This is a genomic window from Candidatus Limnocylindrales bacterium, from assembly GCA_035571835.1.
Classification (GTDB): Bacteria; Desulfobacterota; Binatia; order UBA1149; family CAITLU01; genus DATNBU01.
The window spans coordinates 302,519-328,925 of record DATNBU010000039.1 but is presented as its reverse complement, the minus strand read 5'-3'; the positions used below and the strand labels follow the sequence as shown (position 1 = coordinate 328,925).

Sequence of the window (26,407 nt, the reverse complement as noted above, 5' to 3'; positions counted from 1 at the left end):
GGCTCGTCCATTTCCAGACGGTGCGCGCCTGCATCCACAGAAGATCGGCGACGGCCCACGCGGCAAACCCGAGCGTGCTAGCGTACGGCGAGGCCCAGCGTCGCGATTCGCGGCACGTGACATTCGCGCTGGGGATTGGCGGCGAGCTTTACGATTTCACGCGCGACCTTCTCGGGCTTCTGCAGCGGCGGCATTGCGAACGCCGCGACTCCCAGCTCATTGGCCCCCGATTGGAAATGCGGCGTATCGATCGCGTACGGGAGGATCGTGCAGACGTGAATGTCGGGATCGTCGGCGATCTCCATGCGAAGCGCTTCGGAAAGGCCGCGAAGGGCAAACTTGCTGATCACGTAAGACGGCACAGCCGGCTGCCCCACCTTGCTGAGGATCGACCCGACGTTGATCATGACGCCGCTTCGCTGGCGGCGAAAGCGCGGAACGACGGCGCGCGCCGCGTACATCGGCCCGTACAGATTGGTTTCGATGACGCGCCGGTGCATTTCGAACGGCCCCTGTTCAAGAAGTGCGAACAGAGTCACACCGGCATTATTTACCCACACGTCGATCCGTCCCCACCTGGCGATCGTGGCGGCCACCAGCGCTTCGATGTCGGCCTCGCTGGTGACGTCCGCGACGTGCACCAGGGCCTCCCCACCGGCGCTGCGGCACATCTGCGCCGTTTCCTCGAGACTCTCGCGGCGGCGCGCCGCAACCACGACGCGGCAACCGAGCGCTGCGAACTGCACAGCCGTCTCGCGACCGAGACCACCAGATGCGCCGGTCACGACGACGATCTTTTTTGCGAGGTTCTTCATGGTTCACCAAGACTTCCGCGGCCTGTGAATGTTCGCTGCCGATGCCGGTTTTGCGCGGATGGAACGTCGCCGCGGCACGCGCGACGAAACTTCTGGACAGCCCGCACGCCGACGCGTCAGACTGGCCACCACACTTCCCAGGCGCATCGGAGCGCCTCGATCAAGGAGCAACCCGTCATGGCGCAACGCAGCTTCGTCCTTGCCGTGTCTTTCGTTCTCACCGCGTCGGTGCTCGCGGGGTTTCCTGCGTACGGGCAGGACGAAGAAGGGCAAAAAGCCGCTGCCGGTGTTTCCAGCGGCAGCGGTGATCCGCAGCTTCCCCGACAGGACCGAAGTGAAAGCAGTCGCATCCGGCAGGAGCTCGGAGCAGCCGGAATAGCGCTGCGCGGTGAAAGCAGCTTCCAGCCTGTCTCGAAGGAAGAGAACTTCGATGCGCTCGTAAAACGCATGAGCGGCGACAAGCCGTCGGTCATGCAGCGGCAGATGACGCTGCTTCAGGGTCGCTACGACCTGTCTGACAAGCCGGCGCCGGACGTGACGATGTCGCGCGGCAAACCCATCCAGACCGGAATCCGCGTCAAGCTCGCGGCGGGAACGACGTGGCAGCAGCTCGCATCCATGACGGCCGAAGACATCCGCACCAAGGGGGCGTTTCCCGCCGGGTTCCTGCCGCTGTCGCACCCGAATCACGGCGAGGGAGGCATGGTGTTCCCGAAGCAGGAGATCGACGAGGTCAAGCGCCAGACCGGCCGCGACCTGACGCGCTTCGATCTCGATTTCGACATTCCTGCGCACTTCCTGCCGGAGTTTCCGCCGGCGATGTATCTGACGATGCGGCCGGATCTCGGAGATGTGTCGCAGGGCAAGCTCGTCACGAATCACAACTTCTACGAGTTGTTCAGCGGCATCCTGAATCCGAAACAGCTCGATGGGCTGCGGCTGCTGGTTTCGCCGTTCGCACAGCAGCAGTTCAATCTTACGAGTGATCGCAAGTCGGTACAGCCGCACGAAGGCGTCGCGTGCTTCGACTGCCATGCCAATGGACATACCAACGCTGCGACGCATCTGGCGGGCGACGCCCGGCCGCAGCATTTCCGCCACCGCATCGATACGCCGTCGTTGCGCGGCGTGAACGTGCAGCGCCTGTTCGGATCACAGCGCGCGCTGAAGACGGTCGAGGATTTCACGGAGTTCGAACAGCGCGCGGCGTACTTCGACGGGGACCCGGTCATCGCGATGAAGAAGGGCGTGAACTTTCTGGACCGCGGCAGCCAGGTGCACGACATGGGCGAGTTCCAGGAGCTTCTGGATTTCCCGCCGGCGCCCAAGCTAAACGTATTCGGAAAGCTCGACGAGAGCCGCGCGACCGACAGTGAAAAACGCGGACAGGCGGTGTTCTTCGGCAAGGGCCAGTGCGCGACATGCCACATCCCGCCGTATTACACCGACAACCTGATGCACAATCTGCAGGTCGAGCGCTTCTACAAGGGCCAGATGATCAACGGAGTCGCCGCTGCCGCCGACGGCCCGATCAAGACGTTCCCGCTGCGCGGCATCAAGGAGTCCCCGCCGTATCTGCACGACGACCGCCTGCTCACGCTCGAAGACACCGTCGAGTTCTTCAACCTCGTGCTCGGCGACAACCTGACCGACGTCGAGAAAGCAGACCTGGTGGCGTTCCTGCGCGTCCTGTAACGCCGGCGCCCCCAGACATGGGGACGTCGGAAAACGCGCGCACCAGGGCGGGCGTTGCGTCCAGCCGTTTCAGGCCCCACGTGCACCGTTTTGCAGGCGCCCGTCGAATGGCTGCGCATTCCTCGCGTCACGTTGGAACAACGATGACGACAAGAACGTTGACGACAAGGACGACGAGGAGGTCCATATGAGTGCATCCACGCGACAGTTCGCAATCGTGACCGGAGCCTCGAGCGGGATCGGCTTCGAGCTCGCGAAATGCTGTGCCAAGGGCGGCTATGATCTTCTGATTGCCGCCGACGAACCCGAGATTCACGAGGCCGCCCGATCGTTGCGCGAATATGGCGGTGCCGTCGATTCGGTGCAGGCCGACCTGGCGACGCTCGAAGGCGTCGACCAGCTCTGTGCGCGTGCGTCCGGCCGCGACGTGGATGCGCTGCTCGCCAACGCGGGCCACGGCCTCGGGCACGCATTCCTCGAGCAGGATTTTCAGAAGGTCCGTCACGTGATCGACACCAACATCACGGGCACGATCTACCTCATTCAGAAGGTCGGGCGCGCAATGCTGAAGCGCAACTGCGGCCGCATCCTGATTACCGGCTCGATCGCTGGTTACCTGCCGGGATCTTTTCAGGCCGTTTACAACGGCACCAAGGCGTTCCTGAATTCGTTCTCGTTCGCACTGCGCAACGAGCTCAAGGACACCGAGATCACCGTCACGTGCCTGATGCCGGGCGAGACGGAAACCAACTTCTTCGAGCGCGCCGACATGCTCGACACCTATGTCGGCACCAAGGAAAAAGACGATCCGGCCGATGTCGCGCGCGTCGGGTTCGAGGCCATGCTCAACGGCGAAGGCGATGTCGTTGCCGGGTGGAAGAACAAGCTCGAGACCACGATCGCAAACGTCACGCCGGCGGGCATTCTTGCCGAGCAGCACCGCAAGAAAGCCGAGCCGGGAACGGCGCGGAAGCACTGAAGCCGCAGCAAAGCGGACGGCGGAACGGCGTGGTAGAGGCCGTTCCGTCGCCCTCAGCGGTCGGCTCCTGAAGCCGCAGCGGTCCCGCTGCGGCGCGTGCGGAACGTGATCGAATAGCGAAGCTCTTTGGTCGGCGAGATCGCGTGCTGCCAGCGCCACCGCGCGACGCCGACAATCGCGTATGCCGAGCGCGGCTCGAGATCGAGGCGGATCGTCAGATCGCGGCGGCCTTTGGCCGGCGGATACGGGCGGAGCCGCATGCGTGCCGATCCGGCCAGCGACAGTCCTGCAATCGCTTCGAAGTCCGGAACGTCGCGATGCCAGCCGAGCGGCGTGCCGATCTGGTATTCCGCAACGAGAGCGTGTGTGTAGGCCTCGGCGGGAATCGACGTCCACGCACTGATCCTCGCCCGGATCGGCAGCAGAAATTCCGGAAGCGGGCCGGCCGGCAGCAGCTCATGGTGTAGGAAATCGTAGCTGCCTCCAAAACTGACGATTCGTCGCCGCGCGGTAAACTGCCGGTACTGTGCTTCCTGCAGCGGGAGCTCGCGGATGAGGCCGACGAGCTCGGATTCCTCGGCCGCGCTGATGAATTCGGGGCGATACTCGAAGCCTTCCGGCAGTCGTTCCGTCGATTCCTCGCGCCGCAGGCTTGCGGCGGTGAACAGCTCGGTCTGATCTGCCACGACCATCCTCTCAGGAGCTGGCCTCACACCCCGGCACTATCGGGAAAGGCACAGCTCGCATAATCCGGCTGCCTCCGGGCACGAAACGATGACGGGTTCGATCCGCGGCGCGTCGGGTTCCCAGAGCGCGCGCACTTCGGCCTGGTGCGAATAGTCGGCCCGTTTGAAAAACGCGGGATGCACCCCGGCCGCGCGCGCCTTTGGACAATGCGGGTCTTCATAGATGACCTCGCGGAATCCGAGGAAGCTGCGCACGCCGCTCATCGCACCGGTAAGCGAGCGGAAGAATTTCTCCGGTGACGCGATTTTTACGCACGCGTCGTAACCGAGCGTGGACATCAGGTCACGATCGCAGCGCAGCGACGCAGAAAAAAGGTAAAGGTTCGGCGAGCGCGCTTCGACGACGACGCTGTCGCGGTGATTTTCGACACGCACGTCCGAGTTGTCATTCTCGTCGAGGCGGTGGTCGCGAACGACGCGCTCGGCCTCCGCGCGCGGGTTTGCGCCGGGGGACACGTCGACGACGATGCGGCGGCTGCCTTCCTTTCGGTCGGCGACTTCGTCGGAGTGGCTGCACGTGTCGCGATACTCATCGAGGGTGCCGATTCGAATGCGCCCGCCGTCGAGCAATTCGTCGAGGCTCGCGGTGCTCATGTATTTGTACAGCGCGTCCATCTGGTCCCGTGCGTTTCGATGCGTCCCGGGTGAAACACAATCGGGTAACCCGCATCGCTTGACCCGGGAACGTCCCGGACTCGGTACTCACGATGGGCGATTTCTGCCCGTATCGAAAGACGGTGGCGACCGAGGAATCCCCGCTGGGGCCGTCAGGCCTCGATGCGCCCGCGCAGCTCCGGCGGCATCAGGGGGCATGCCTCGCTGCGGCGTCCGAACCAGCGGTAGCGGCGCGACGCAATCGCGTCGTACGTCGCGTCGCGGAATCCCGCCGGGAACATCCGCATCACCAGCGCAATGACCCACCAGACTCCGCCGAGCGTGTCGAGAATCTCGATGGCCGCCGCGCTGCGCGCGAAGATCTGACGTCCGCGGACGACGATGACGCTGTCCGGCAGACGCTCTCGTTCGGCTGCAGGGACCAGCGACAGGAAGAGCGCACTGCCGAGCGGAGAGATTCGCAGCCGCGCGCCGACGTCCTCGGCGAGCACGAAGCGCACGGCGCCGTGGCAGAGCGCGCACGTGCCGTCGTAGAACACCGTGTCCGGCGCGCCCGTGCGGCGCGGCGGAATCCATGCCGGCTGGAATGTCAGCAGATGAAGGAGCCACGCTGCGCTGAAGCTTCCATGCCCCGTGACCGCGAGCGCGATCCCGAGCCCGAGCGAAAACAACCAGGCGACCAGGGCGGCAGTCGGAAACAGGAACAGCGCGGCGACGAACAGGAAACAGCCGGCCAGAATTTCGTGCCCGTCCATCACGGCGTGCGCCGCGGCGAGCGAGCGCGCTCCGACGAACAGCAGCACGCAGAAATACGGATACCACGACGGTACTTTCCAGCCGCCCCCCGGGTCGCGCCTGCCGAGCGCGCCGAGGCTTCCGTACGGCTTGCGGGGCATCAGCACGTGCGCCGAAAGCCACAGCGATGCGAACTGGGATGCGGCCGATCCGAGACTGCCGCCGTAGATCGCAACCGCGCTCGCGAGGATCGCGGCGAGCGTGCGCCCGCCGACATCGATTCCCGCCGCAACCGCCAGCGACGTGGCGGCCAGCACTGCGGGCACGAAATCGATCTCGTCCCCGGAGAAAATCGAGACGGCCATCGCGATCGCGATCGTGCCGGCGGCAGCGATTCGGATCGCGCTGTACTGTCCGCCGGTCCAGGCTTCTTTCCAGTTCATCGCCGAGCCACGCTGCGATGCTACGCGTCTCCGGTTCCGTAGCGAAGCCGCACGCGCGCCGCGGGAACGTGCGGCCGTCCGAGCTCGCTCGCCGGAGCGCCGCCGCTAGGCCGCCCGCCGGCTCTGGAAATGCGGCAGCACCTTCGAAGCGAACAGCGCCGCCGGCTCGCGCACGTCGCGCCCGAACATCTCCATGACGAAGTGATGGCAGCCGTTGGCCGCGAAGGCTTCGAGCTTCTCGATGACGACGTCCGGCGATCCCCAGATTCCGTGCTCGCGCAGCCCGGCGCCCATGTGTCCGCCATAGACTTTCTCGGCCTTGCCGATCGCCACTTCGGCCTCCTCCTGCGTCGGCATGATGACGACGAGGCATTGCTGCGAGATCTCGATCTCCGCCGGGTCGCGGCCTTCGCGGTCGCAGTGTCCGTGGAGCACGTCGAGCTTGCGCGCGAATTCTCTCTGGTTGACGGCAAGGTTGTTCCAGATGTCGGCGTGGCGCGCCGCCAGCTTGAGCAGGACCTTTTCTCCGCCGCCTCCGATCAGGATGCGCGGCCGCACCGCCGGCCGCGGCTCGCAATAGACGTCTTCGATGCGATAGATCTTGCCGCGCCAGCTCGGCTGCTCTTCGGTCCACATGCGTCGCAGGATCTCGCAGGTGTCGTCGAGAGCGGCGAGGCGCGTCCCGACCTCCGGAAAGTCGCAACCGTAGCCTTCGAACTCGGACGCAAACCATCCCGAGCCGAGCCCGGCGATCACGCGACCGTCACCGGCGATCTCGGCGATGGTGGCGATCTGCTTGGCGAGGACGGCCGGATTGCGGAAAAACGGCGGCGTGACCAGCGCGCCGAGCTGGACTCTGGAGGTCACCGCGGCAACCGCGGCGAGCAGGCTGTACGCTTCGAGAATCGGGATGTTCGGCATCGGTACGCCGTAGAGATGGTCGCACACCCACGCGCTGTCGAAGCCGGCCGAGTCGATCTCGGCGGCAGCAGCCTTCGTATCAGCCCAGGACTTCTTGATCTGCGGAAGCGTCACTCCGAACTTGATCATCTCTCACCTCACGATTGCGCAGCGAGGATTTGCACGAAGCTCGTGAACAGATCCAATGGCGGGAGATGGCGGAGGCGGATTTCGAGGCAGCCCGCGCGCTCGTGCTGGCGCATGGGTGGGGTGCGAACGCGTACCAGATCCTCAATCCGGGATTCCGGCACTGGTTTTCACGGGACGGCGACGCGGTCGCCGGCTACGTTCGGCACGGCCGGTTCCTGGTCGTCGCCGGCGCGCCGGTCTGCAGCGAGGAGCGCCTCGATCCCGTCACCCGCGAGCTCGAGATCGACATTCGGCAGAGGCAGCTGCGCGTCTGCTATTTCGGCGTGCAGTCGCGCTTTGCCACACGCCTGTGGGCTTCTCCGTCGCATTCGATGGTCGGGCTCGGCGCGCAGCCAGTCTGGAATCCGGCGGCATGGGCCGCGGCGGTGGACGAGCATCCGTCGCTTCGCGCCCAGTTCCGCCGTGCGCGCAACAAGGGCGTCTCGGTTCGCGAATGGACCGGATCTGCCGACACCGCCGGTCGGCACGACGGGCTGCAGCGCTGCCTCGCCGAATGGCTGCGTACGCGGCGGGCGCCGACCATGCACTTCCTCGTCGAGCCCGACACCCTCGGCGCACTCGAAGATCGCCGCTTGTTCGTGGCCGAACGCAACGGGTCGGTCGTCGGCTTCCTCATTGCTTCGCCGGTGCCGCGGCGAAACGGGTGGCTGATCGAGCAGATCATTCGCGGCGAAGGCGCGGTCAACGGCACCAGCGAGCTGCTCGTCGATGCGGCGATGCGATCGCTTGCCGGCAGACACGCCGCATACGTCACGCTCGGCCTCGCGCCGTTGTCGCGGCACACGCACGACGGCGAAGTCGACACCGCGATGTGGCTGCGGCTGCTGTTCGGATGGCTGCGCGCGCACGGCCGGCGCTTCTACAACTTCGAGGGCCTCGACGCGTTCAAATCCAAGCTGAGACCCGAGAACTGGGAACCGCTCTACGCGGTGACCGATCGCGCACGTTTCTCGCCCGAGGTCCTGCTCGCGATCGCCGGCGCCTTCACCGGCGGCCGCCCGTTCGCGATGACATGCAAGGCTCTCGCATGGGCGATCGCCGAAGAGGCCCGCACGCTCGCCGGTCGTTGAAGGTCTTTTACCCGGGAACCGACGTCGTCGCGTGCGAGGCCGCCTGCTTGCGGGCCGCCCAGCGCGTGCCGATCGCCTTCGGCCTGCGCCGCGCGCGGTCGGTGATGTCCTGCAGGGTACCGACCATGCGCACGGGAAACTCGTCGGGCTCCTCGGCGATGATCTCGGCGCGCGCGCGTACCCTGCGGATCGTTCCATCGGGCTGGATGATCCGGTGCTCGCTCGAGTACGCGCCGTGCGTGTCGATCGAATGCCGGAGCGCCGCGACGACGCCCGTATGGTCGTCCGGATGGACGAGAGCCAGCGACTTTGCGAGCGTCATTACCGAGTCCGGATTCACGCCGAAGATGCGCAGGCATTCCTCCGAGCAGAGCAGCAGGCACGTCTCCAGGTCGGCGTTGCTGTCGTCGAGCTCGGCCTCCCAGCTTCCGACCTGCGCGATGCGCTGGGATTCGGCCAGGTGCGATTCACGGCGCGCGATGCGGCGATGCCTCGAGTTGCGTTCGGTGACGTCGAGGAACGTCGTCAAGTGCCGGTGCGGCAGGAAATTGGCGACCGAGCGCAGCTCGAGCTCGCGAAGCTCGCCGTCGGCGCGCCGCAGGCAGACCTCCGCCGTCCCGGCGCCGTCACGGATCAGTTTCTCGCGGAGCTCGCGCGAGTCGGCGGTGTCTCCGATATGGTCCCAGTACCGCGACCCGACGACGTCCTGCAGGCGCCGGCCGAGGATCCGGCAACCCGACGGGTTGATGTCGAGCACACGGCCGGCATCGTCGGTCAGCATGACGCCATCGGCCGAGTGCTCGAACACTGCACGGAACTGTTCCTCGTTGGTCCGGCGCTCGAAATCGGCGCGCCGCACCTCTTCGAGCCAGTGCCGCGGCTCATCGGCGTCGAGGCGGCGACGATCTGCCAGCAGCATCGCATCGGTCTCGTCGCGGAATGCGATCGCGACCAGCTCGATCTCGCCTTCGGCGTCGCGCATCGGAAACGCCCGTGCGGAAAGTGCGATGCGCCGACGCGCTTCGGGATGCGGCAGGCTCTGGTGTTCGTACCAGAAGGTCGGGGTTGCGATGGTCTCGCCGGAAAACGCGCGACGGAGCCAGAAAAGCACGCCGCTCTTGCCCAGCACGTCGTCCTCGGAAAGCTCGCGCGCCGGTTCGGGCTCGCGGCCGAACAGCTCGCGATACGCCGCGTTGGCGCCCGCGCACTGGCCGCCGGCATCGTAAAGGGCGATCGCACACGGCGCGACTTCGACGAGACAGGCCAGAGCTCCGCAAGGGTCCGACAGGTTGGCGAAATTCTGCCTCAGTTCTTCGATGCGGCGTTCGACCATCGAGAGCCTCCTCGTGCTCCGGCGCACTGCGTCCCGGAGCGCGTGTGTTCCCCCTTGCCGTGCTGCGTTACCTCTTCCTTACCGTCCACCCCTGGCCGACTTCTTCCCGGCGTCGCGTTGCCTGGCCGCGTGTCGTTGCGGGCCCTCCGGCAACGCAGACCATACGATCTCGCGCCGCACCGGGGAAGCGTTTCGGCAGTGCGTTCCCGCGAAGCTGACTCGATCGCGGCGACGGTGCTCGTCTTGGACACCCGTTGCGTTCGGGATAGTTGCGCGCCTGCCCCATGAATGTGTTTGCCGGCAACCCGCTCGATCGCGCCCAGGCCGAGCGGCTCGACGAGGATTGGCTTTCGAGAAACGTCGAGGACGCACGCAGCCGGTTTCTTCCGCTGTGGCGTCTGGACGTGCTCGTAAAGAAAGACGGCGGCGGCCTCGCGTGGGCACGACGCGGCCTGCTCGATAAAGCCGGTCCGGATGCGCAGCCGATCCTGCTCGGACTTCGCGACGGCGTCGCGCACTATGCCGTCGACGTCTCGAGCCTTGCCGATCCGGCCACCGAGCTCGGCCTGGCCAGCGTTGCCGAATTCAACGATGTGCGCGCAATTGCCGCGCAGCTCTCCGGCGAAGACAGCGGAATCGTCGCGCAGGCACGCGCGCTCGTCGACTGGCACGCAACCCATCCGTTCTGTGCGCGCTGCGGAAGCACGACCACCGTAGGGCAGGGCGGCGCGCTGCGGCGCTGCTCGAAATGTTCCGCCGAGCATTTTCCGCGCGTGAATCCGGTCGTCATCATGCTCGTCGTTCGCGGCGACAAATGCCTGCTCGGACGCCAGGCCGGATGGCCGCGCGGAATGTTTTCGACGCTCGCCGGATTCGTCGAAACCGGCGAGACCATCGAGGAAGCGGTGCGCCGCGAGGTGCGCGAAGAATCCGGTATCGAGGTCGGCGAGGTTTCCTACCATTCGTCGCAGCCATGGCCGTTCCCGTCGTCGCTGATGATCGGATGCATTGCCGAAGCCGTGACCGAGCAGATCACGATCGACGTGCACGAGGTCGAGGACGTCCGCTGGTTCCCGCGCGACGTCGTGCTGCGCGCATGCCGCAACCAGACCGATGCGTCCGAGCTGTTCCTTCCGCCGGCCATGGCGATCGGACGGCGGCTCTGCGACGTCTGGGTCGAGGCCGACTTGTGAGCTCGGCGGCTGCGGCATCGATGATCGCGGCGGAGATCGCCGAGCGCGCCGGAAACCTCCTGCTCGATTATTTTCGCGAAGGGAACGTCACCAGCGACTGGAAGCACGACTATTCGATCGTAACCGAAGCCGACGTCGCCGCCGACAGGCTCATTGCGTCCGGGCTTGCAGAGCACTTCCCGTCGGATGCGATCCTGAGCGAAGAGCTGGCGCCCACTTCCGCGCTCGAAGCCGCGCGCCGTTCGGCCCATACGTGGATCGTCGATCCGCTCGACGGGACCACCAACTTTTCGCTCGGCGTGCAGCATTGGGGCGTATCGATCGCGCGCACGGACAGCAGCGGCCCGGACGTCGGCGTGCTGTATTTTCCTGCGCTCGGAGAGATGTACGTGGCCTCCCGCGGATCCGGCGCGACGATGAACGGTTCTGCGATCCACGTGCGCGACGAAGCCGACGCGCGTCTGGTCGGAATGCTCGCGTGCTGTGCGCGCACTCCGCGCCACTATCACGTCAATCTGCCGATGAAGGTGCGCGTGTTCGGATCGGCCGCCTATACGCTGGCGTGCGTCGCTCGAGGCAGCGCGTCGATCGGCATGGAGACGCGCCCGAAGATCTGGGATCTGGCCGCCGGCTGGTGTCTCGTCGAGGAAGCCGGCGGCGTGGTTGCGACGATCGACGGCAGCGAGCCGTTTCCACTCGTTGCGGACCACGCCTACGCCGACCGGAGCTTTCCTGTCGTCGCCGCGGCGTCGCCCGAGCTGCTCGCGCGCGCGCGCGAATCGATCGAGCCGCGCTGACCGGCGCGCGACGTTCGTCGTGCTCCGCAGTGGTCGGTTCAGGTTGCGGCTGGTGCGGCTTTGCCGCGCCAGCGCCTGAGCAGCGACGGCAGCACGAACATCACCACCAGCATGATGACGATCGTCATGCGATCATCGCCGACTGTGCTGCCGACCCAGAGCGTCGTCACCATCAGAAGGGCGAAGTAGAACATGTCGCCTGTGATCGCGATCGCCCATCCCGGCACGAACCCGTGCCCCGCGGCGGCGGCGGCCGCGCGACCCGTCATGGGATCGACACCGAAGCTCACGAGGACGAGCGCCAGTGCACCGCCGGATCTCCCATACTGCGCAGCGGAGCGCTGAGCCGTTTCCCGGAAGATCGTGACGACGCGGCCGAGCGCGGGTACGCGACGAGCGACGGCGGCAAGCGCCCGCATCATCGGCTCGAAGACGAACGCCAGAATGACATCCGAGACGAAGTACAGGCCCATCATGACCGGCCAGCCGACGCCGCGAGCGTGGGCCATCAGCACTCCTGCGGGAATGCCGCCGCCGACGGGCACGAGGAACAACAGCAGCACGCCGCGCCAGCCGCCCGGCCAGTTTGCCGGGATCGGTGCTGTCGGGTCGAGAAGCGCCCTCTGAAAGTCGTCGAGATTCAGCGGAACTTGATCCCGCAGCCGAGCGCCTTGGTTTCGGCCTTCGCGACGGGCTTACCGGCTTCGACGGCGGCGAGCGCATCCCCGAGATAATGATCCTTGACCGCGTTCGCGTCCTCGGAGTTGTCGTCGATCGCGCCGTGGTAGGCGAGCTTGCCCGATGCATCGAACAGGAACGCTTCGGGAGTCTTGCTTGCGCCGAACGCCTTCGCGACAGCGGACGTCTCATCGACCGCATACGGGAACTTGAAGCCCTTTTCCTTCGCCCGTGCCTGCATCTGCTCGTAGCCGTCGTCGGGCGCAGCCTTCGGATCGTTCGAATTGATCGCAACGACGCCGATCCCCTTCTCCGAATACTGGTTGCCGAGCGCGACGATGCGGTCTTCCCACGCCTTGACGTACGGACAGTGGTTGCAGGTGAAGATGACCAGCGTGCCTTTGGCGCCGGAAACGTCGGCGATCTTGATGTCGCGGCCGTCGACGTCCTTGAGCTGGTCGCTCTTGGCCGGAATCGGGTCGCCGATCGAAAGCGCGAGCGCATGAACCGGAACGAGCAGCGCGACGACGGAGAAAATGGCGGTCAGGGGAAGCTGGGCGAGACTGGATTTCGGACGCATGGGGTTTCCTCCGGTTCAGGGTTTGGCAGCCAGCAGCGGCGCGACTTCTTTTTCGAGCGACTCGTACGTGATCGGGCCAAGGAACGAATGCTTTCTCTCGCCGCTGGCGTTGTAGAGGAACGTTGCCGGCAGCGCGCCGGTCCAGGCCGGATCGAACGCATTGATGAACTCTTCGTCTTTCTGCGATTTCAGGAACGTCCGGAAGTCGACGCCTTGCGAGGCGAGGAATTCACTTGCGGGGCCGGTCTCGCTCGCAAAGTCCCCGGAGACGAGCACGAGCGCGACGCCCTTGTCCTTGTACGCACGGTAAAAACGCATGAGATCGGGAAACTCCTGGCGGCACGGCGTGCACCAGGTCGCCCACAGATTGACGACCGTCACGGTCGTTCCCGGGGCCTTGACAGCAGTGAGCACGTCGGCTGCGGATGCCGGCACGAGCTCGAGCCCTTTGTGTGCGGCCGGGGCGTCGGCGCCTGGCAGACCGGGCGGAGGAACATCGGCGGCCGATGCACGGCCTGCGGCGATGGTGAACGCAATCATTGCAGCAGCGCCCGCGACGGAAAGCTTCATGCGGACGTCAAACCCGCGTCACGCCGCGAGTTCAAGTCGCGGGATGAGCGGCGATTTCACAAGGAACGTGCGGAAATGGACGAACTGCGACGCTGTTCCTGCGCCTGGACAGCCGTCGGGCGACGCATCAGTTGGCTTAGTCGAGCTCCGCGCGGACCGTGCGGCTCGAGCCAGAGCGCTTCCCCGTTTGCGCTCCACCCGAACTCTTGTGCGCATTCCGCAGGCCCATCACGCAAAAGCGATCCGCGTGATCCAGAAGAGTTGTCACGCTCCCGGGTCAAAGTATTCGCCAATAGCGTTGACGAAAGACCCGCCAGAGGACGTTATTGACGAGAGCGCTTACGAAGCGCGAAAACATGCGCGTGACCGTTCGTCTCATTCACAAACGTTATGCGCGTTCGAGACTGCTCGGAGCGCCACGGAGGAGTCATGAAGACCAAACAGATTCTCCTGCCAGTTGCGGTCGTCGCGCTTGCGGCAGTTGCGGGCTGTGCGGCCGGCGTACGCTACGATGACAGGTACGGATATGACGACAGATACGGATACGACGACGGATACAGGTACGACACCGCGGGCGTAGCTCCCGGCTACGAGGCACCGCCCGAGCTGGTCGTTCTGCCGGGTACCGATGTCTATGCTGCACCGTCCGTTGAAGTGTATTTCTCCGACGGCTGGTGGTGGCGGCCCTCGCATGGCCACTGGTACCGGTCACGTCATTACGGCAGCGACTGGACGCTGGTCAGCAGCGCGCCGTATTTCTATCGATCGATCCCGCACGGCTGGCGAGACGACTATTACAATCACCGCTGGCGCGGCAGGCCGTGGGACTACTACCACGTCTCGCGCGACGAAGCCGTCACGCACTGGGACAAGTGGAAACGGGAGCGCTACTGGCGCGACGACCGATGGGCGAGCTCGCGTGACAGGTATCGCCGCGACAACGTGTCGGATGCTCGCCGCTATGACCAGAGGCGCGCCGACGACCGTAGATACGACGAGCGTCGCGTCGACGACCGCCGATACGACGACCATCGCTACGACGAACGCCGCTACGACGAGCGCAGCAATTCCTATACGTCGGACGACCGATCCCGGCGCGATCGGGAGTACCTCGACGGCCGTCGCGTCTATCAGCGCGAAGCATCGACCCCTCAAACATCCGCTCCTCGCGAAGCGTCGTCGACCGACCGCTACGAAGGTCGCACCCGATACGATGAGCGTCGCGAGTCTGCAGGCACGGTACGCCCCGCGGATCGCAATACGCGCGAGTATCAGCGCGAATATCGCGAGGTGAGGCCGACCACCCGCAGTCGCGTGGAAGAACAGCGCAGCACGACGGTTGAACGGCCGGCGCCGGCCAGCCGGAGCCGCGTGGAAGAGCGGCGCAGCACCACGCACAGCACCACGGTGGAACGACCGACACGGTCTGCCCCACCTGCCAGCACGGTGCACCGTACCGAGCAGCCGTCGCGGCGAAGCGCCCCGGCCGCTCGTTCGACGCAGCACCATCGCGTAACCACGCCGGCCGAGCAGCCGGAACGCACGCGGCGCTCTTCTACGGGCGAGGAACGCAGCAGGACGACGCCGAACGACGCGCCGTTCTGATTCAGGCAGCAGAGCTCCGGCGCGGCCTCCTCGGGGGGCAGGCGCGCCGGAGCCGCACCGTTAAACTTCCGACATTCACAGAAACCGTTCGCGACGAATCTCGTCGTCGTGAAGCTGCCGCGACGGCTTGAGGAGATCGCTGCGGCTGACAATCCCGACCAGGCGGCGCGAGTCGATGGAGTCAACGACCGCGAGCCGCTCAAGGTCATGCGCTGCCATCCGCAACGCGACGCTGCGACAGGTTTCCCCGGGAAGCGCGTAATCCGATGAAACTTTCGCAAGCAGGTTTCCGGCCGCATCGTGAAGCGATCCTGGAGGCAGATCCTGCAGCGCTTCGCGATCGATCAGACCAACGAACTGCTGCCCCGCAACGAGCGGATATGCACGGTGCCGCTGTCCGGCACCGAAATAGTCCGCAAGTACCGCGGAAACCGTCAGGTCGGCCGGGATGGCAATCACATCCTGCGTCATGACTTCATCGACGAACTGGCGCTCGAGCGGATCCACGCCGTACTCGCGGTACACGTGATGGCCTCGGCGCGCGATCTTTTCCGTGAGAATCGAGCGCGGCATGACGATGACCGAAAAACCGTACGCGACCACACAGCCGAGCAGTGTCGGCAGGAACGCATTTGCGTCGTGCGTGAGACCGAACGCGAATACGACGGCGGTCAGCGGTGTCCGCATCGTTCCGCCGAGTGTGGCCGACATGCCGACGAGCGCCCAGAGGCCGGGATCGCCGCCCGGCAGCCACGGCGCGAGAACGCATCCGACGCCGGCACCGATCATCAGCAGCGGTGCGAGCACTCCGCCCGACGTGCCGGAGCCCAGCGCGATTGCCCAGATGACGATCTTGACCAGCAGCAGCGGCACCACCGTCGAAAGCAGCAACCGGTTTGCCAGCAGGTCGCCGATGACGTCGTAGCCGACGCCGAGCGCACGCGGTTCGATCAGGCCGCCGAGACCGACGGCGATGCCGCCGAGCGCCGGCCACCACATCCAGTGGACCGGCAGCCGCGCGAAGCCGTCCTCGATCCGATACAGCGCCATCGTCATTGCGGAGGAAACCAGACCCGACGCGAGGCCGACGATGATGCACGAAAGCATTGCAATGGAAGTCGGCTCGGCCGTTGCGAGGGGAAACAATGGCCCTGCATCGGCCCAGACCGGACGGAGAAAGCCGGCGACCGCGCAAGCCAGCGCGACCGGCAGCAGGCTGCGCGGTCGCAGTTCGAACAGAAGGAGCTCGACGGCAAGAAGCACTGCCGCAAGCGGCGTTCCGAACACCGCGGTCATGCCGGCGCAGGCGCCCGCCACCAGCAGCGCCTTGCGTTCGACCGAGCTCAGGTGAAACGCCTGCGCGAGCAGCGATGCCGCCGCGCCGCCGGTCATGATGATGGGACCTTCGGCACCGAACGGCCCGCCGCTGCCGATGACGATACCGGACGCCAGCGGCTTGAGCGCCGCAACCATCGGCGACATGCGGCTCTTGCCGAACAGGATCGCCTCGAGTGCTTCGGGAATGCCGTGTCCGCGAATCTTCTCGCTGCCGAATCGGGCCATGAGGCCGACGACGAGGCCGCCGGCGACGGGAACAAGGACCACCCACACGCCGAGACGGTTGTCGGCCGGCGAACGCGCCACCAGCGAGATCGTCTGATAGAAGAAAAGATTCGTGAAAAAACGAATCGTCGCGAGCAGCGCCCACGCCCCGATGCTGCTGATCACGCCTATGGCGAGCGCGAACACCGAAAGCAGCAGCAGGCGGTTGTTGGCCGAAAAATCGCGCTTGTGCACGGACGAATCAGCGGGCTTTGGGTGCGACCGAGAGTAATCCCAACGCCCGGGCTTCGCTGAGGACGTGCCCGAGACGGTGGAGCTCGTCACGGTGCAGCATCGCGATTCGTTCGATCTTTGCACGGCCACGCGCGGTCAGGCTGACACGGATGACACGCGCATCGTCGGGGCTGCTCCGCTTGGTGACCCAGCCTTTGCGTTCGCAGCGCTGAACCAGCGCCACCGTCGATTGATGGCTCGCCTGCAGCCGCGTAGCCAGTTCTCCGACGGTGGCCCAGTCGCGGTCCGGATAGCCGTGAAGGTGCAGCAGCAGAAGATACTGTGCCGGACTGACATCCTGCCCGCGACAGAGGTCCTCGCTGAAGCGCAGGAATTTTGTCAGGCGATGTCGAAATTCCGACAGCGCGACGAAATGCTGTTTGACGGGCATGAGTGAATGCGACGAAAGATATACAACGAGACGATATATTTGGCAACAGCGGGCGGGCGAGCGGCATCTCCGACGGCTTCGCCACGGTGGTGAGGTCGTAACGTGACGATCCGCGGAATCCGGGGATGAATGACGATCTACGCGATCCTGCGGGCCAGCATCACCAGTACTGTGCCATCAGCTCGGCTACCCACGCCGGCTCGCGTACGACGTTGCGCGGCTCGAACTCGCGGAAGTACGGCTTGAGATCGAGTACCGGCGTGCCGTCGATCGCGTCGAGACCCTGCACGAGGATGCTGGTTCCCTCGACTCCGAGTATCGCGCAGGTCGAAACGCCGAGGTGGTTCGGCCGGTTCTTCCCGCGCTGCGCGAAAATACCCACCTTCGGCCAGTCGGGATTGTTGCGCGGGCGACGCGCCGTGAGCTCGACCTTGAGCGGATCGGCGAGGTGAAAGTGGTAGACGATCACGAGGTGAGAGAAATCCTCGAGTCCCGCGAGTGACTCGGGCGCGAAGCGCGACGCATCGAGCTCGATGCGAGCCTTCACCTTGCCCCAGTCGTCGTCAATGGCCTCGGCCCGGCCGCCGCGTACGTATCCGATGGGCTCGATTTCGATGATCATCACGACCTCCTGCGGGACGCGGCTGCCGCGTCGGAGCGGGAGCTTTCCATCGTACGCGTGATCACGCGAATCGCGCAGGGGTGGCGCGGCCGTCTACGATGCACGAGCCGGCGCGTGCTCGACCCGGATCGCGGGGCAACGCGTGCCAGGCCGGGCCCGTCGCAGTGTCGACGTTCAGGAGCGGCCGGATTGGCAATGGTCGCAACGACCACCAGACGTGCTAAAACACCCAGTTCCCGTCATCGCGTGTGGCGCACATGACACGGCGACAACGGAGTACGACAAAGGCTGACCAATGACCGTTCGCATCGACCATCGCTGGAGTCCCCGTGCCCGCCACTTCGCCGAGCTGCTCGGCGAGCGCATCCTCGTGCTCGACGGTGCAATGGGTACGATGATCCAGAGCTACGGCCTGGAGGAAGCCGATTTTCGCGGCGAGCGCTTCACCGACTGGCCGTGCGATCTCAAGGGCAACAACGACCTGCTGACGCTCGTGCGGCCCGACATCGTGCGCGCGATTCACGAGGCGTATTTCGACGCGGGCGCCGACATCGTCGAGACCAACACGTTCAACTCGACGAGCATCTCGCAGGCCGACTACAGGGCCGAGTCGCTGGTCTACGAGCTCAACCGCCGCGGTGCCGAGGTCGCGCGCGAGGCCGCCGCCAACGTTGCCGCGCGCAGTCCCGGGCGGACATGCTTCGTGGCCGGCGTGCTCGGTCCAACCAACCGTACCGCGTCGATGTCGCCCAACGTCTCGGACTCGTCGTTCCGCAACGTCACGTACGAGGAGCTCGTCGAAGCCTACATCGAAGCTGCCGACGCCCTGATCGAAGGCGGCGCCGACATCCTGATGGTCGAGACGATCTTCGACACGCTCAACGCGAAGGCTGCCCTGTACGCGATCGAAGAGGTCTTCGAAAAGCGCGGCGTGAGGCTTCCGCTGATGATCTCGGGAACCATCACCGACGCGAGCGGGCGAACGCTGTCCGGCCAGACGCCGGCCGCGTTCTGCTACTCGGTGCGCCATTCGCAGCCGATCTCGATCGGGCTCAACTGCGCGCTCGGCCCCGATCAGCTGCGCGCACACGTCGAGGAAATCTCCCGCGTCGCCGATACGCTCGTCAGTGCACATCCGAACGCCGGCCTGCCGAACGTGTTCAGTGAGTTCGACGAGACGCCCGAGATCATGGCGCCGAAGATCCGCGAGTGGGCCGAGTCGGGCTTCCTCAACATCGTCGGCGGTTGCTGCGGCACGACGCCTGCGCACATCGCGGCGATCGCCGACGCCGTTCGCGGCGTTCCGCCGAGACGGATTCCGGAGCTCGAGACGCGCTGCCGCCTGTCCGGTCTCGAGCCGCTCGAGATCGGCCCCGACTCGCTGTTCGTCAACGTCGGCGAGCGCACCAACGTGACCGGCAGCAAGAAGTTCTCCGACCTGATTCTCGCCGGCGACTACGAATCGGCGATCGAGGTCGCGCGCCAGCAGGTCGAAGCCGGCGCGCAGATGATCGACGTGAACATGGACGAAGGCCTGCTCGATTCCGAGAAGGCCATGACGACGTTCCTGCGCATGATCGCGTGCGAGCCGTCGGTGGCGCGCGTGCCGATCATGGTCGATTCGTCGAAATGGAGCGTCATCGAGGCGGGGCTACGCTGCGTGCAGGGCAAAGGCGTCGTCAACTCGATCAGCATGAAGGAAGGCGAGGAAGCGTTCCTCGAGCACGCCCGCAAGGTGCGCCGTTACGGCGCCGCCGTGATCGTCATGGCGTTCGATGAAATCGGGCAGGCGGACACCGCCGCGCGAAAGATCGAGATGTGCACGCGCGCGTACCGGCTCCTCACGGAGAAGGCCGGCTTCCCGCCGGAAGACATCATCTTCGATCCGAACATCTTCCCGGTCGGCACCGGCATCGAGGAGCACGCGCGTTACGCAATCGATTACTTCGAGGCGGTCGAGTACATCCACGAGACGCTTCCGCACGCGATGACGAGCGGCGGCGTCAGCAACGTGTCGTTCTCGTTCCGCGGCAACAACCCGGTGCGCGAAGCGATCCATTCGGCGTTCCTCTATCACGCGATCAAGGCCGGCATGACGATGGGCATCGTCAACGCCGGCGCGATGCCGGTTTACGAGAACATCGACAAGCACCTGCTCGGGCTCGTCGAGGACGTGCTGTTCAACCGGCGCGAAGACGCCACCGAGCGGCTGACGAATTTCGCCGAAGGCTACAAGGGCACGGCCGGCGCCAAGGGCCAGGACCTGTCGTGGCGCGAAGCGCCCGTGGCGGACCGCCTGCGGCATGCGCTCGTGCAGGGCGTCGCCGACTTCGTCGTCGAGGACACCGAGGAAGCGCGCGCTGCCGCGAAGCATCCGCTCGAAGTCATCGAAGGGCCGCTCATGGCCGGAATGAACGTCGTCGGCGACCTGTTCGGCGCCGGCAAGATGTTCCTTCCGCAGGTCGTCAAGAGCGCGCGCGTGATGAAGAAGGCTGTTGCGCACCTGATCCCGTATCTCGAAGCGCTCAAGGCCGACGGCGCGCAGTCGTCGAAGGGCAGGGTGCTGCTCGCGACGGTCAAGGGCGACGTGCACGACATCGGCAAGAACATCGTCGGCGTCGTGCTCCAGTGCAACAACTTCGAGGTCTTCGATCTCGGCGTGATGGTGTCGTCCGAGCGCATCCTTGCGGCCGCGCGCGAGCACGAGTGCGACATCATCGGCCTGTCGGGGCTGATCACGCCGTCGCTCGAAGAGATGAGCCACGTCGCGCGCGAGATGGAGCGCCAGGGGTTCTCGCTGCCGCTGCTGATCGGCGGCGCGACGACGTCCAAAGTGCACACGGCCGTCAAGATCGAGCCGCACTACAGCGGTCCGGTGCTGCACGTGCTCGATGCGTCGCGCGGAGTCGGCGTAGCGACGTCGCTGACGAGCCCGGGGCTTCGCGAGCCGCTCGTCGTCGCCACGCGCAAGGAATACGCCCAGGTTCGCGAGACCTACGGCGCTCGCCAGCAGGCCGTGCGCAACGTTGCGCTCGCGGCGGCGCGCGCGAATTCGCAGAAGACCGACTGGCAGGCCTACCATCCGCCCGCTCCGAAGAAGCCGGGGCTCACCGTATTCGAGGATTACCCGCTCGAAGAGCTCGTCGGGTACATCGACTGGACCCCGTTCTTCCAGACGTGGGAGCTTTCGGGCCGTTATCCGAAGCTGCTCGACGATCCCGTCGTCGGCGAGGCCGCGCGCGGCCTGTGGAAAGACGCGCAGGAAATGCTTGCGAAGCTGGTCGGCGAGCGGCGCCTGCGGGCACGCGCAGTGGCCGGATTCTGGCCGGCGGCGTCGGTCGGGGACGATCTCGAGATTTACACCGACGAAGCCCGCACGCGCGTGCGCACGCCGGTCCGCTTCCTGCGCCAGCAGATCGCCAAGCCGCCCGGACGTCCGAACCTGTGTCTCGCCGATCTCGTCGCACCGAAGTCGAGCGGGGTGAAGGACTGGGTCGGAGGCTTCGCGGTAACGGCCGGCATCGGCCTCGACGCGATCGTCGCCGAGTACGAGAAGAACCACGACGATTACTCGGCCATCCTCTGCAAGGCGCTCGCGGATCGCCTGGCCGAAGCTCTCGCCGAACGTCTGCACCAGCGCGCGCGAACCGAGCTGTGGGGATACGCGGCCGACGAAAAGATCGACAACGAGGGGCTGATTGCCGAGCGCTACCGCGGCATCCGTCCGGCTCCCGGTTATCCGGCGTGTCCCGACCATTCGGAAAAGCCGGCACTGTTCGAGCTGCTCGATGCGACGGCCAATGCGGGCATCACGCTGACCGAGTCGTACGCCATGCTGCCGACGGCCGCGGTGAGCGGTTATTACTTCTCGCATCCGGACTCGGCGTATTTCGGCATCGGAAAAATCGCGCGCGACCAGGTCGAGGACTACGCGCGGCGCTGCGGCGTCGATGTTTCGGTGATCGAGCGGCGCCTCGGGTCGATCCTCGCGTACGACGATCGCGAACCGGCGCTGGTGCTCGCGGTCGCCGGAGCCGCCGGGTGACTTTCGACAAAGCCGCACCGGCAGGCGCGTCGGCTGGACGCGCGCTTGTGCCTCGCGGCAGGAAGAACAAGAACGCGCCTGCAATGAAGGCGCGCGCACGAGGAAGCTCCAGGCTCGAAGACGGGTCGGAGACGCGCTTCTTCCACGGACTGACGCCGGAGCGCATCCTCGAAGCCGTCGAAAGCGAAGGCTTCGAGTGCACCGGCCGCTGCCTCGCGCTCAACAGTCTCGAGAACCGCGTCTACGACGTCGAGATCGAGCTCGACGATCCGACTGCTTCTCCGAGTGACCGCTTCCGCGTCGTCAAGTTCTACCGGCCGGGCCGCTGGTCGCGCGAACAGATCCAGGCCGAGCACGATTTCCTTCTCGATCTCGCCGAACGCGAGATTCCGGTCGTCGCTCCCGAGCGTTTTGACGGCGACCGCACGCTCGGACACATCGACGATCTCGGAATTTTTTTCACCGTCTTCCCGCGAGCGCGCGGGCGACTCCGCGACGAGATCAGCGAAGACGAAGCGACGCAGCTCGGACGGCTGATTGCGCGCGTGCACGCGGTCGGCGCATCGCGTACGGCCGACTCGCGTCTTCGCCTCGACGTCAACACGTACGGACGCGAGAATCTCGACTTCCTGATCGATTCGGGCGTGGTGCCGGCGGCCTATCGCGATCGCTACCGCAGCCTGGTCGAGCGCGTCTGCGATCGCGCCGAGCCGTGGTTCGAGGACACCGACGTGCAGCCGATCCACGGCGACTGTCATCTCGGCAACGTGCTGTGGGGCGACGAAGGGGCGATGCTCGTCGATTTCGACGACATGCTGGTCGGCCCGTGCGTGCAGGACCTGTGGCTGCTGTCGGCCGGCCGCGACACGTGGGCGCGCAAGCGGCGCACGGCGATCGTCGAAGGCTATGAAGAGATGCGCGACTTCGACCGTCTGTCGCTGCGCCTGGTCGAGCCGCTGCGCGTGCTGAGGCTCGTGCATTTCTGCGCGTGGATCGCGCGGCGCTGGGAAGACGCGGCGTTCCCGCGCACGTTCACCGACTTCGGCAGCGACCGTTTCTGGGTCGGCCAGCTCGAAGCCATCCAGGAAGCCGCGGCGGACGAGGATCCTTTCGAGGAGGACGGACGTTCATGAACAACCTGCTCCGCGGTGCGCTCGTCGCCGCTTTGGTCGTGGCTGTGCACTCGATGCACCAGCCGGCCGCGATGGCCCAGCCGGCCAACGCCCCGCTACCGGCCGCACCCCACGACTGTTCGCGCTGGCCGGCGTCCGTTTACGACGAAGCCACCGGAACGTGCCTGTGCGCACAGGGCCTGTGGTGGAACCTGCGCGGCGACGCATGCCTGCCCAAGGAGCATGCGGCCGGCGAGTTCTGCGGCACCGTGTGGCCGGGCTCGCAGCCGCTGTTCACGTCCGGCGGCGGTTATCGCTGCGTCTGCATCCCGCCGCTGATGTGGGATTCGCAGGCGACCGCCTGCCGCGCGCCGATGGTCGACGGCGCCGAGGACTGCCTGAGGGAATGGCCTGGAACGCTGCCGGTGCTGTCGCCGTCCGGGACCGAATTCGAATGCCGCTGCCCCGGCGGTCGCCGCTGGGATGACGGGCGCAGGAACTGTGTGGACGGCGCGCCGGTGGTCAGCGTCGCGCGCGGATTCTTCGTGCCGGACAGCGCCGTGCCTCCAATCGGAAACGAAGTGCCGCCGGCTCCGCCGTTCCCGGGCAACGCGGCGCCGCCGGCGCCGCCGAGCTCTGAAGAACCGCTGCCGCGTGGCGGAGCCGACCTCGCGCCCGGCGGCGAAAATGCATTGCCGCGCGCCGGGGAACGGGAAACCGAGCCGCCGCGAGCGGGCACCGATTATCCGCGGGGACCGGCAACGGCCGCCAGGCCGCCTGCACCAACTTACGAAGCACCGCCGCGTGGTTCCAGTGCAACATGCGATGCGTTGCTTGCAGAAATTCGAGCACGCGCCGCAGCCGGTCAGGCCAGCCAGGCCGACTCGCTCGGAATGAAAGCCGCCGTCTCCGGCTGCGACCCCAAAGCCATCGCCGACGCAGCGCACGTAAAATCTTCCCGTTAACACACGGCGGCTGTTCAGAAGGGTCCAGATGCGAGGCGGATTCCGGCGTAGAGAGGGAGTCGTACTTCCCGTACGTCGACCGAACGAAGCCGGAATCCAACGAAGCAGATGGGCCCTTATGAACAGACGCCCTAGCGACCAGGGAACAACGTCTGTGCTTTCCAGCGGAGGAGATGATCCGCGAGGACGAGCGCGACCATCGCTTCGGCCATCGGGACGAAGCGCGGCAGCAGGCAAGGGTCGTGTCGACCCTTTGTGCGGATCGTCGCCGCATCGCCGCTGCGATCGACGGTTTCCTGCTCGAGCGGCAGGCTGCTCGTCGGCTTGACCGCGGCGCGCACCACGATCGGCATCCCGCTGCTGATGCCGCCGAGCATGCCGCCATGGCGATTGGTCCGGGTACGGACCGGTGCTCCGGCTGTCTCCGGATTCGGCTCGAAGACATCGTTGTTCTGGCTGCCGCGCGCGGTCGCGACCGCGATTCCATCTCCGTATTCGAACGACATGACCGCCGGCAGGCTGAGGATCGCTTTGGCGAGATCGGCCTTGAGCTTGTCGAAGACCGGTTCGCCGAGCCCGGCCGGAATGCCGGTCGCGACGATCTCGGCGATGCCGCCGACGGAATCCTGCTCTTTCCGGACCTGGTCGATCAGCGCGATCATGCGCTCGGCGGCGGCGCGGTCCGGGCATCGCACGATGTTCGCGCTGCCGTCGGCAAGCTTTTCGACGTCGTCCAGCGTCACCGCCGCCGGTGACGCGATTCTCGCCCGGATGTCGCCGACCTGGACCACGTAGCCGACGACGCGGCCGCCGCAGGCCTGCTCGAGGATCTTTTTGGCGACTACTCCGGCAGCGACGCGCACGTTGGTTTCCCGTGCGCTCGACCGCCCGCCGCCGCGGTAATCGCGAACTCCGTACTTCGCGTCGAACGTGAAGTCGGCGTGGCCCGGCCGGTAAAGGTTCTTGATTTCATCGTAGTCGCGGCTTCGCTGGTCTTCGTTCGGAATGAGGATCGCGAGCGAAGTCCCGGTCGTCGTTCCTTCGAACACGCCGGACAGGATCTGAGGCGTATCGGATTCTCGCCGCTGCGTGACGATGCGGCTCTGCCCCGGCCGACGGCGGTCGAGATCGACGAGCAGGTCTTCGACCGAAAGGGCGAGACCGGGAGGAACGCCGTCGAGTATGACGACGTTTGCGGGACCGTGGCTCTCGCCCGCGGTCGTAATCCTTAGTGCGTGGCCAAAACTGCTACCGGGCATGGGCCATCTTAACGGAGACCAGCGGCCGGACGCGAATGACAGGTCGCGGCACGAGAACCGCCGCACACATCGGGAAAAACAGCGGGAAAGTGCCCGCACCAAAAGCCAAAAAAGTGTGCGAATTGGGTTTCTATCGCTGCGCCGAAGTCTCATACTCGGCCGCAGCACGGGGAGGGGTCGTGCCGGGGAGCAAGGCGTAGTCCGCCACATCTTCTTTCGACACGTCCTCGCGTACGAAAAGCATCGCCGGGGATTTCGAATGACTGCAGCAGATCTTCTGCGCAACGCGCAGCCACCGTCGGATGACGGACTCATCGAGAAGGCAATCGCCGAGCTCGACGTGAAGCTCTTCGAGTGGACCGATGCACTCAAGAGTGCGCATGCGCAACTCCGCAGCGCGTTCGCGGTGCGTCCCGCATCGCGACCGTCGCAGGCTCTTTACGACAACGTTGCAACTGGTGCTGCTCCTGCTTCACCGCCGCTTGCTGCTGCTCCACCGCCTCTTGCTGCTCTCGCAGCCGCAGCGCACATGCCGAGCGCCGCGCCGCTTCCGCAATGGGCTGCACCGCCGGTAACCGAGGCAGATGCGGCGGCGTGGAGCGATCCGCTGCAACCCGTTCCCGACGTGCCTGCGCCGTCTCCGTGGACACAGGCACCACCAGCTCCATCTTCGGCATGGGCGCCTTCTGCACCGGCTGCATTCCAGGATTCGCGTCCTCCGTCTTCCGGTAGCGAATGGCCGCAGTCGCAGCCGCCGTCGCCGTTCGGCGGCCACGGCATCAGCTCGGGTGCTTCGGCGCAGCAGCCGAGCACGGTTGCGTGGCCGACCGCACCGAGCGGAAACTGGCCGGAGGCTCCGCCGACCAATACGAACGGACCGCAGGCGTGGCCCACGTGGAATCCGACCGATACGAGCGCGTCGGGACCGAAGAAATCTTCCGTGCGTGCATCGCGAGCGCCGAAAGCGGTGCGCCAGACACTGACCGAAGGGCCTACGCCGGAAGAGCGCGCGCAGAAAGCCGCAGCCGAAGAAGCACTGCTTTCGAATCTCGAGGATGCGATCGCACGGCGCGTTCGTCTCCTGCGCCGCCTCGATCCGGATACCGCAATCGAAAAGCTCATTGAAAAAGCCAGGCAGGGACACGCCGAAGCGATGGCGGCCCAGCCTCAGCAGTCCAGAGACGACAAGTCTTCGTGGTGGCGAAGGAAGTGA

23 protein-coding genes are annotated in these 26,407 nt (G+C 65.9%); 10 read left to right on the top strand and 13 right to left on the bottom strand.

Annotated features, from left to right (window positions below):
- Nucleotides 1-77: 77 nt before the first annotated feature.
- Nucleotides 78-815, bottom strand: a complete 738-nt coding sequence (locus tag VN634_18465; GenBank protein HXC52876.1) for an SDR family NAD(P)-dependent oxidoreductase — start codon at nt 813-815, stop codon at nt 78-80.
- A gap of 177 nt (nt 816-992) precedes the next feature.
- Here VN634_18465 and VN634_18460 point away from each other — a divergent pair, with 177 nt between their 5' ends.
- Together VN634_18460 and VN634_18455 are read left to right on the top strand one after the other, a co-directional pair.
- Entirely contained in the window at nt 993-2,510 is a 1,518-nt protein-coding gene (locus VN634_18460; GenBank protein ID HXC52875.1) for a hypothetical protein, read from the top strand.
- A 187-nt stretch (nt 2,511-2,697) separates the two neighbouring features.
- Complete coding sequence (locus tag VN634_18455) at nt 2,698-3,489, top strand: SDR family NAD(P)-dependent oxidoreductase (protein HXC52874.1); 792 nt, start codon at nt 2,698-2,700, stop codon at nt 3,487-3,489.
- 53 nt (nt 3,490-3,542) lie between these two features.
- On the opposite strand, the gene VN634_18450 is transcribed toward VN634_18455, so the two are convergent.
- From VN634_18450 to VN634_18435, 4 genes are all read right to left on the bottom strand, one after another.
- Nucleotides 3,543-4,175: an alpha-ketoglutarate-dependent dioxygenase AlkB gene (locus VN634_18450; protein ID HXC52873.1), complete on the bottom strand. Its 633-nt coding sequence runs from the start codon at nt 4,173-4,175 to the stop codon at nt 3,543-3,545.
- A gap of 36 nt (nt 4,176-4,211) precedes the next feature.
- Nucleotides 4,212-4,850, bottom strand: coding sequence for a hypothetical protein (locus tag VN634_18445; protein ID HXC52872.1), 639 nt, complete (start codon nt 4,848-4,850; stop codon nt 4,212-4,214).
- 152 nt (nt 4,851-5,002) lie between these two features.
- Nucleotides 5,003-6,028, bottom strand: a complete 1,026-nt coding sequence (locus VN634_18440) for a DCC1-like thiol-disulfide oxidoreductase family protein (protein ID HXC52871.1) — start codon at nt 6,026-6,028, stop codon at nt 5,003-5,005.
- Between the two features lie 105 nt (nt 6,029-6,133).
- A complete protein-coding gene (locus VN634_18435) occupies nt 6,134-7,078 on the bottom strand; it encodes an LLM class flavin-dependent oxidoreductase (protein ID HXC52870.1) in 945 nt (314 codons plus the stop codon).
- Nucleotides 7,079-7,143: 65 nt separating this feature from the next.
- On the opposite strand from VN634_18435, the gene VN634_18430 reads away from it, so the two are divergent.
- Nucleotides 7,144-8,208: a DUF2156 domain-containing protein gene (locus tag VN634_18430; GenBank protein ID HXC52869.1), complete on the top strand. Its 1,065-nt coding sequence runs from the start codon at nt 7,144-7,146 to the stop codon at nt 8,206-8,208.
- A gap of 7 nt (nt 8,209-8,215) precedes the next feature.
- On the opposite strand, the gene VN634_18425 is transcribed toward VN634_18430, so the two are convergent.
- Nucleotides 8,216-9,541, bottom strand: a complete 1,326-nt coding sequence (locus VN634_18425) for a PAS domain S-box protein (GenBank protein ID HXC52868.1) — start codon at nt 9,539-9,541, stop codon at nt 8,216-8,218.
- A gap of 284 nt (nt 9,542-9,825) precedes the next feature.
- Here VN634_18425 and nudC point away from each other — a divergent pair, with 284 nt between their 5' ends.
- Together nudC and VN634_18415 are read left to right on the top strand one after the other, a co-directional pair.
- Nucleotides 9,826-10,734 (top strand): NAD(+) diphosphatase, encoded by a 909-nt coding sequence (nudC, locus tag VN634_18420; GenBank protein HXC52867.1) that lies wholly within the window; start codon nt 9,826-9,828, stop codon nt 10,732-10,734.
- Nucleotides 10,731-11,531 carry an inositol monophosphatase family protein gene (locus VN634_18415; GenBank protein ID HXC52866.1) on the top strand — a complete coding sequence of 267 codons (801 nt, stop codon included), beginning with the start codon at nt 10,731-10,733 and terminating at the stop codon, nt 11,529-11,531. Before nudC ends, VN634_18415 begins: the two co-directional genes overlap by 4 nt.
- A gap of 38 nt (nt 11,532-11,569) precedes the next feature.
- Here VN634_18415 and VN634_18410 read toward each other — a convergent pair whose 3' ends face one another.
- The 3 genes from VN634_18410 to VN634_18400 all read right to left on the bottom strand — a co-directional run bounded on the left by VN634_18410 (nt 11,570) and on the right by VN634_18400 (nt 13,359).
- Complete coding sequence (locus VN634_18410; GenBank protein HXC52865.1) at nt 11,570-12,094, bottom strand: hypothetical protein; 525 nt, start codon at nt 12,092-12,094, stop codon at nt 11,570-11,572.
- A gap of 77 nt (nt 12,095-12,171) precedes the next feature.
- Nucleotides 12,172-12,789, bottom strand: coding sequence for a thioredoxin family protein (locus VN634_18405; protein HXC52864.1), 618 nt, complete (start codon nt 12,787-12,789; stop codon nt 12,172-12,174).
- A gap of 15 nt (nt 12,790-12,804) precedes the next feature.
- On the bottom strand, nt 12,805-13,359 hold the full coding sequence (locus VN634_18400; protein HXC52863.1) for a TlpA disulfide reductase family protein: 555 nt from the start codon (nt 13,357-13,359) through the stop codon (nt 12,805-12,807).
- A 429-nt stretch (nt 13,360-13,788) separates the two neighbouring features.
- Between VN634_18400 and VN634_18395 the strand changes: the two genes are divergently transcribed.
- Nucleotides 13,789-14,964: a hypothetical protein gene (locus tag VN634_18395; GenBank protein HXC52862.1), complete on the top strand. Its 1,176-nt coding sequence runs from the start codon at nt 13,789-13,791 to the stop codon at nt 14,962-14,964.
- A gap of 75 nt (nt 14,965-15,039) precedes the next feature.
- Here the strand turns inward: VN634_18395 and VN634_18390 are convergent, their stop codons facing one another.
- From VN634_18390 to VN634_18380, 3 genes are all read right to left on the bottom strand, one after another.
- Entirely contained in the window at nt 15,040-16,761 is a 1,722-nt protein-coding gene (locus VN634_18390; GenBank protein HXC52861.1) for a chloride channel protein, read from the bottom strand.
- Nucleotides 16,762-16,768: 7 nt separating this feature from the next.
- Nucleotides 16,769-17,191 carry a MarR family transcriptional regulator gene (locus VN634_18385; protein ID HXC52860.1) on the bottom strand — a complete coding sequence of 141 codons (423 nt, stop codon included), beginning with the start codon at nt 17,189-17,191 and terminating at the stop codon, nt 16,769-16,771.
- A 160-nt stretch (nt 17,192-17,351) separates the two neighbouring features.
- Nucleotides 17,352-17,813 carry an SAM-dependent methyltransferase gene (locus VN634_18380; GenBank protein ID HXC52859.1) on the bottom strand — a complete coding sequence of 154 codons (462 nt, stop codon included), beginning with the start codon at nt 17,811-17,813 and terminating at the stop codon, nt 17,352-17,354.
- 295 nt (nt 17,814-18,108) lie between these two features.
- Between VN634_18380 and metH the strand changes: the two genes are divergently transcribed.
- The 3 genes from metH to VN634_18365 are packed head-to-tail and all read left to right on the top strand — an operon-like array spanning nt 18,109 to nt 23,935.
- Nucleotides 18,109-21,858 carry a methionine synthase gene (gene metH, locus VN634_18375; GenBank protein HXC52858.1) on the top strand — a complete coding sequence of 1,250 codons (3,750 nt, stop codon included), beginning with the start codon at nt 18,109-18,111 and terminating at the stop codon, nt 21,856-21,858.
- Nucleotides 21,855-22,991, top strand: a complete 1,137-nt coding sequence (locus tag VN634_18370) for a serine/threonine protein kinase (protein HXC52857.1) — start codon at nt 21,855-21,857, stop codon at nt 22,989-22,991. The genes metH and VN634_18370 overlap by 4 nt, the downstream gene beginning before the upstream one ends.
- A complete protein-coding gene (locus VN634_18365) occupies nt 22,988-23,935 on the top strand; it encodes a hypothetical protein (protein ID HXC52856.1) in 948 nt (315 codons plus the stop codon). Before VN634_18370 ends, VN634_18365 begins: the two co-directional genes overlap by 4 nt.
- 131 nt (nt 23,936-24,066) lie before the next feature.
- Here the strand turns inward: VN634_18365 and aroC are convergent, their stop codons facing one another.
- Nucleotides 24,067-25,194, bottom strand: coding sequence for a chorismate synthase (gene aroC / locus VN634_18360; protein HXC52855.1), 1,128 nt, complete (start codon nt 25,192-25,194; stop codon nt 24,067-24,069).
- A gap of 259 nt (nt 25,195-25,453) precedes the next feature.
- On the opposite strand from aroC, the gene VN634_18355 reads away from it, so the two are divergent.
- Nucleotides 25,454-26,407 carry a hypothetical protein gene (locus VN634_18355; protein ID HXC52854.1) on the top strand — a complete coding sequence of 318 codons (954 nt, stop codon included), beginning with the start codon at nt 25,454-25,456 and terminating at the stop codon, nt 26,405-26,407.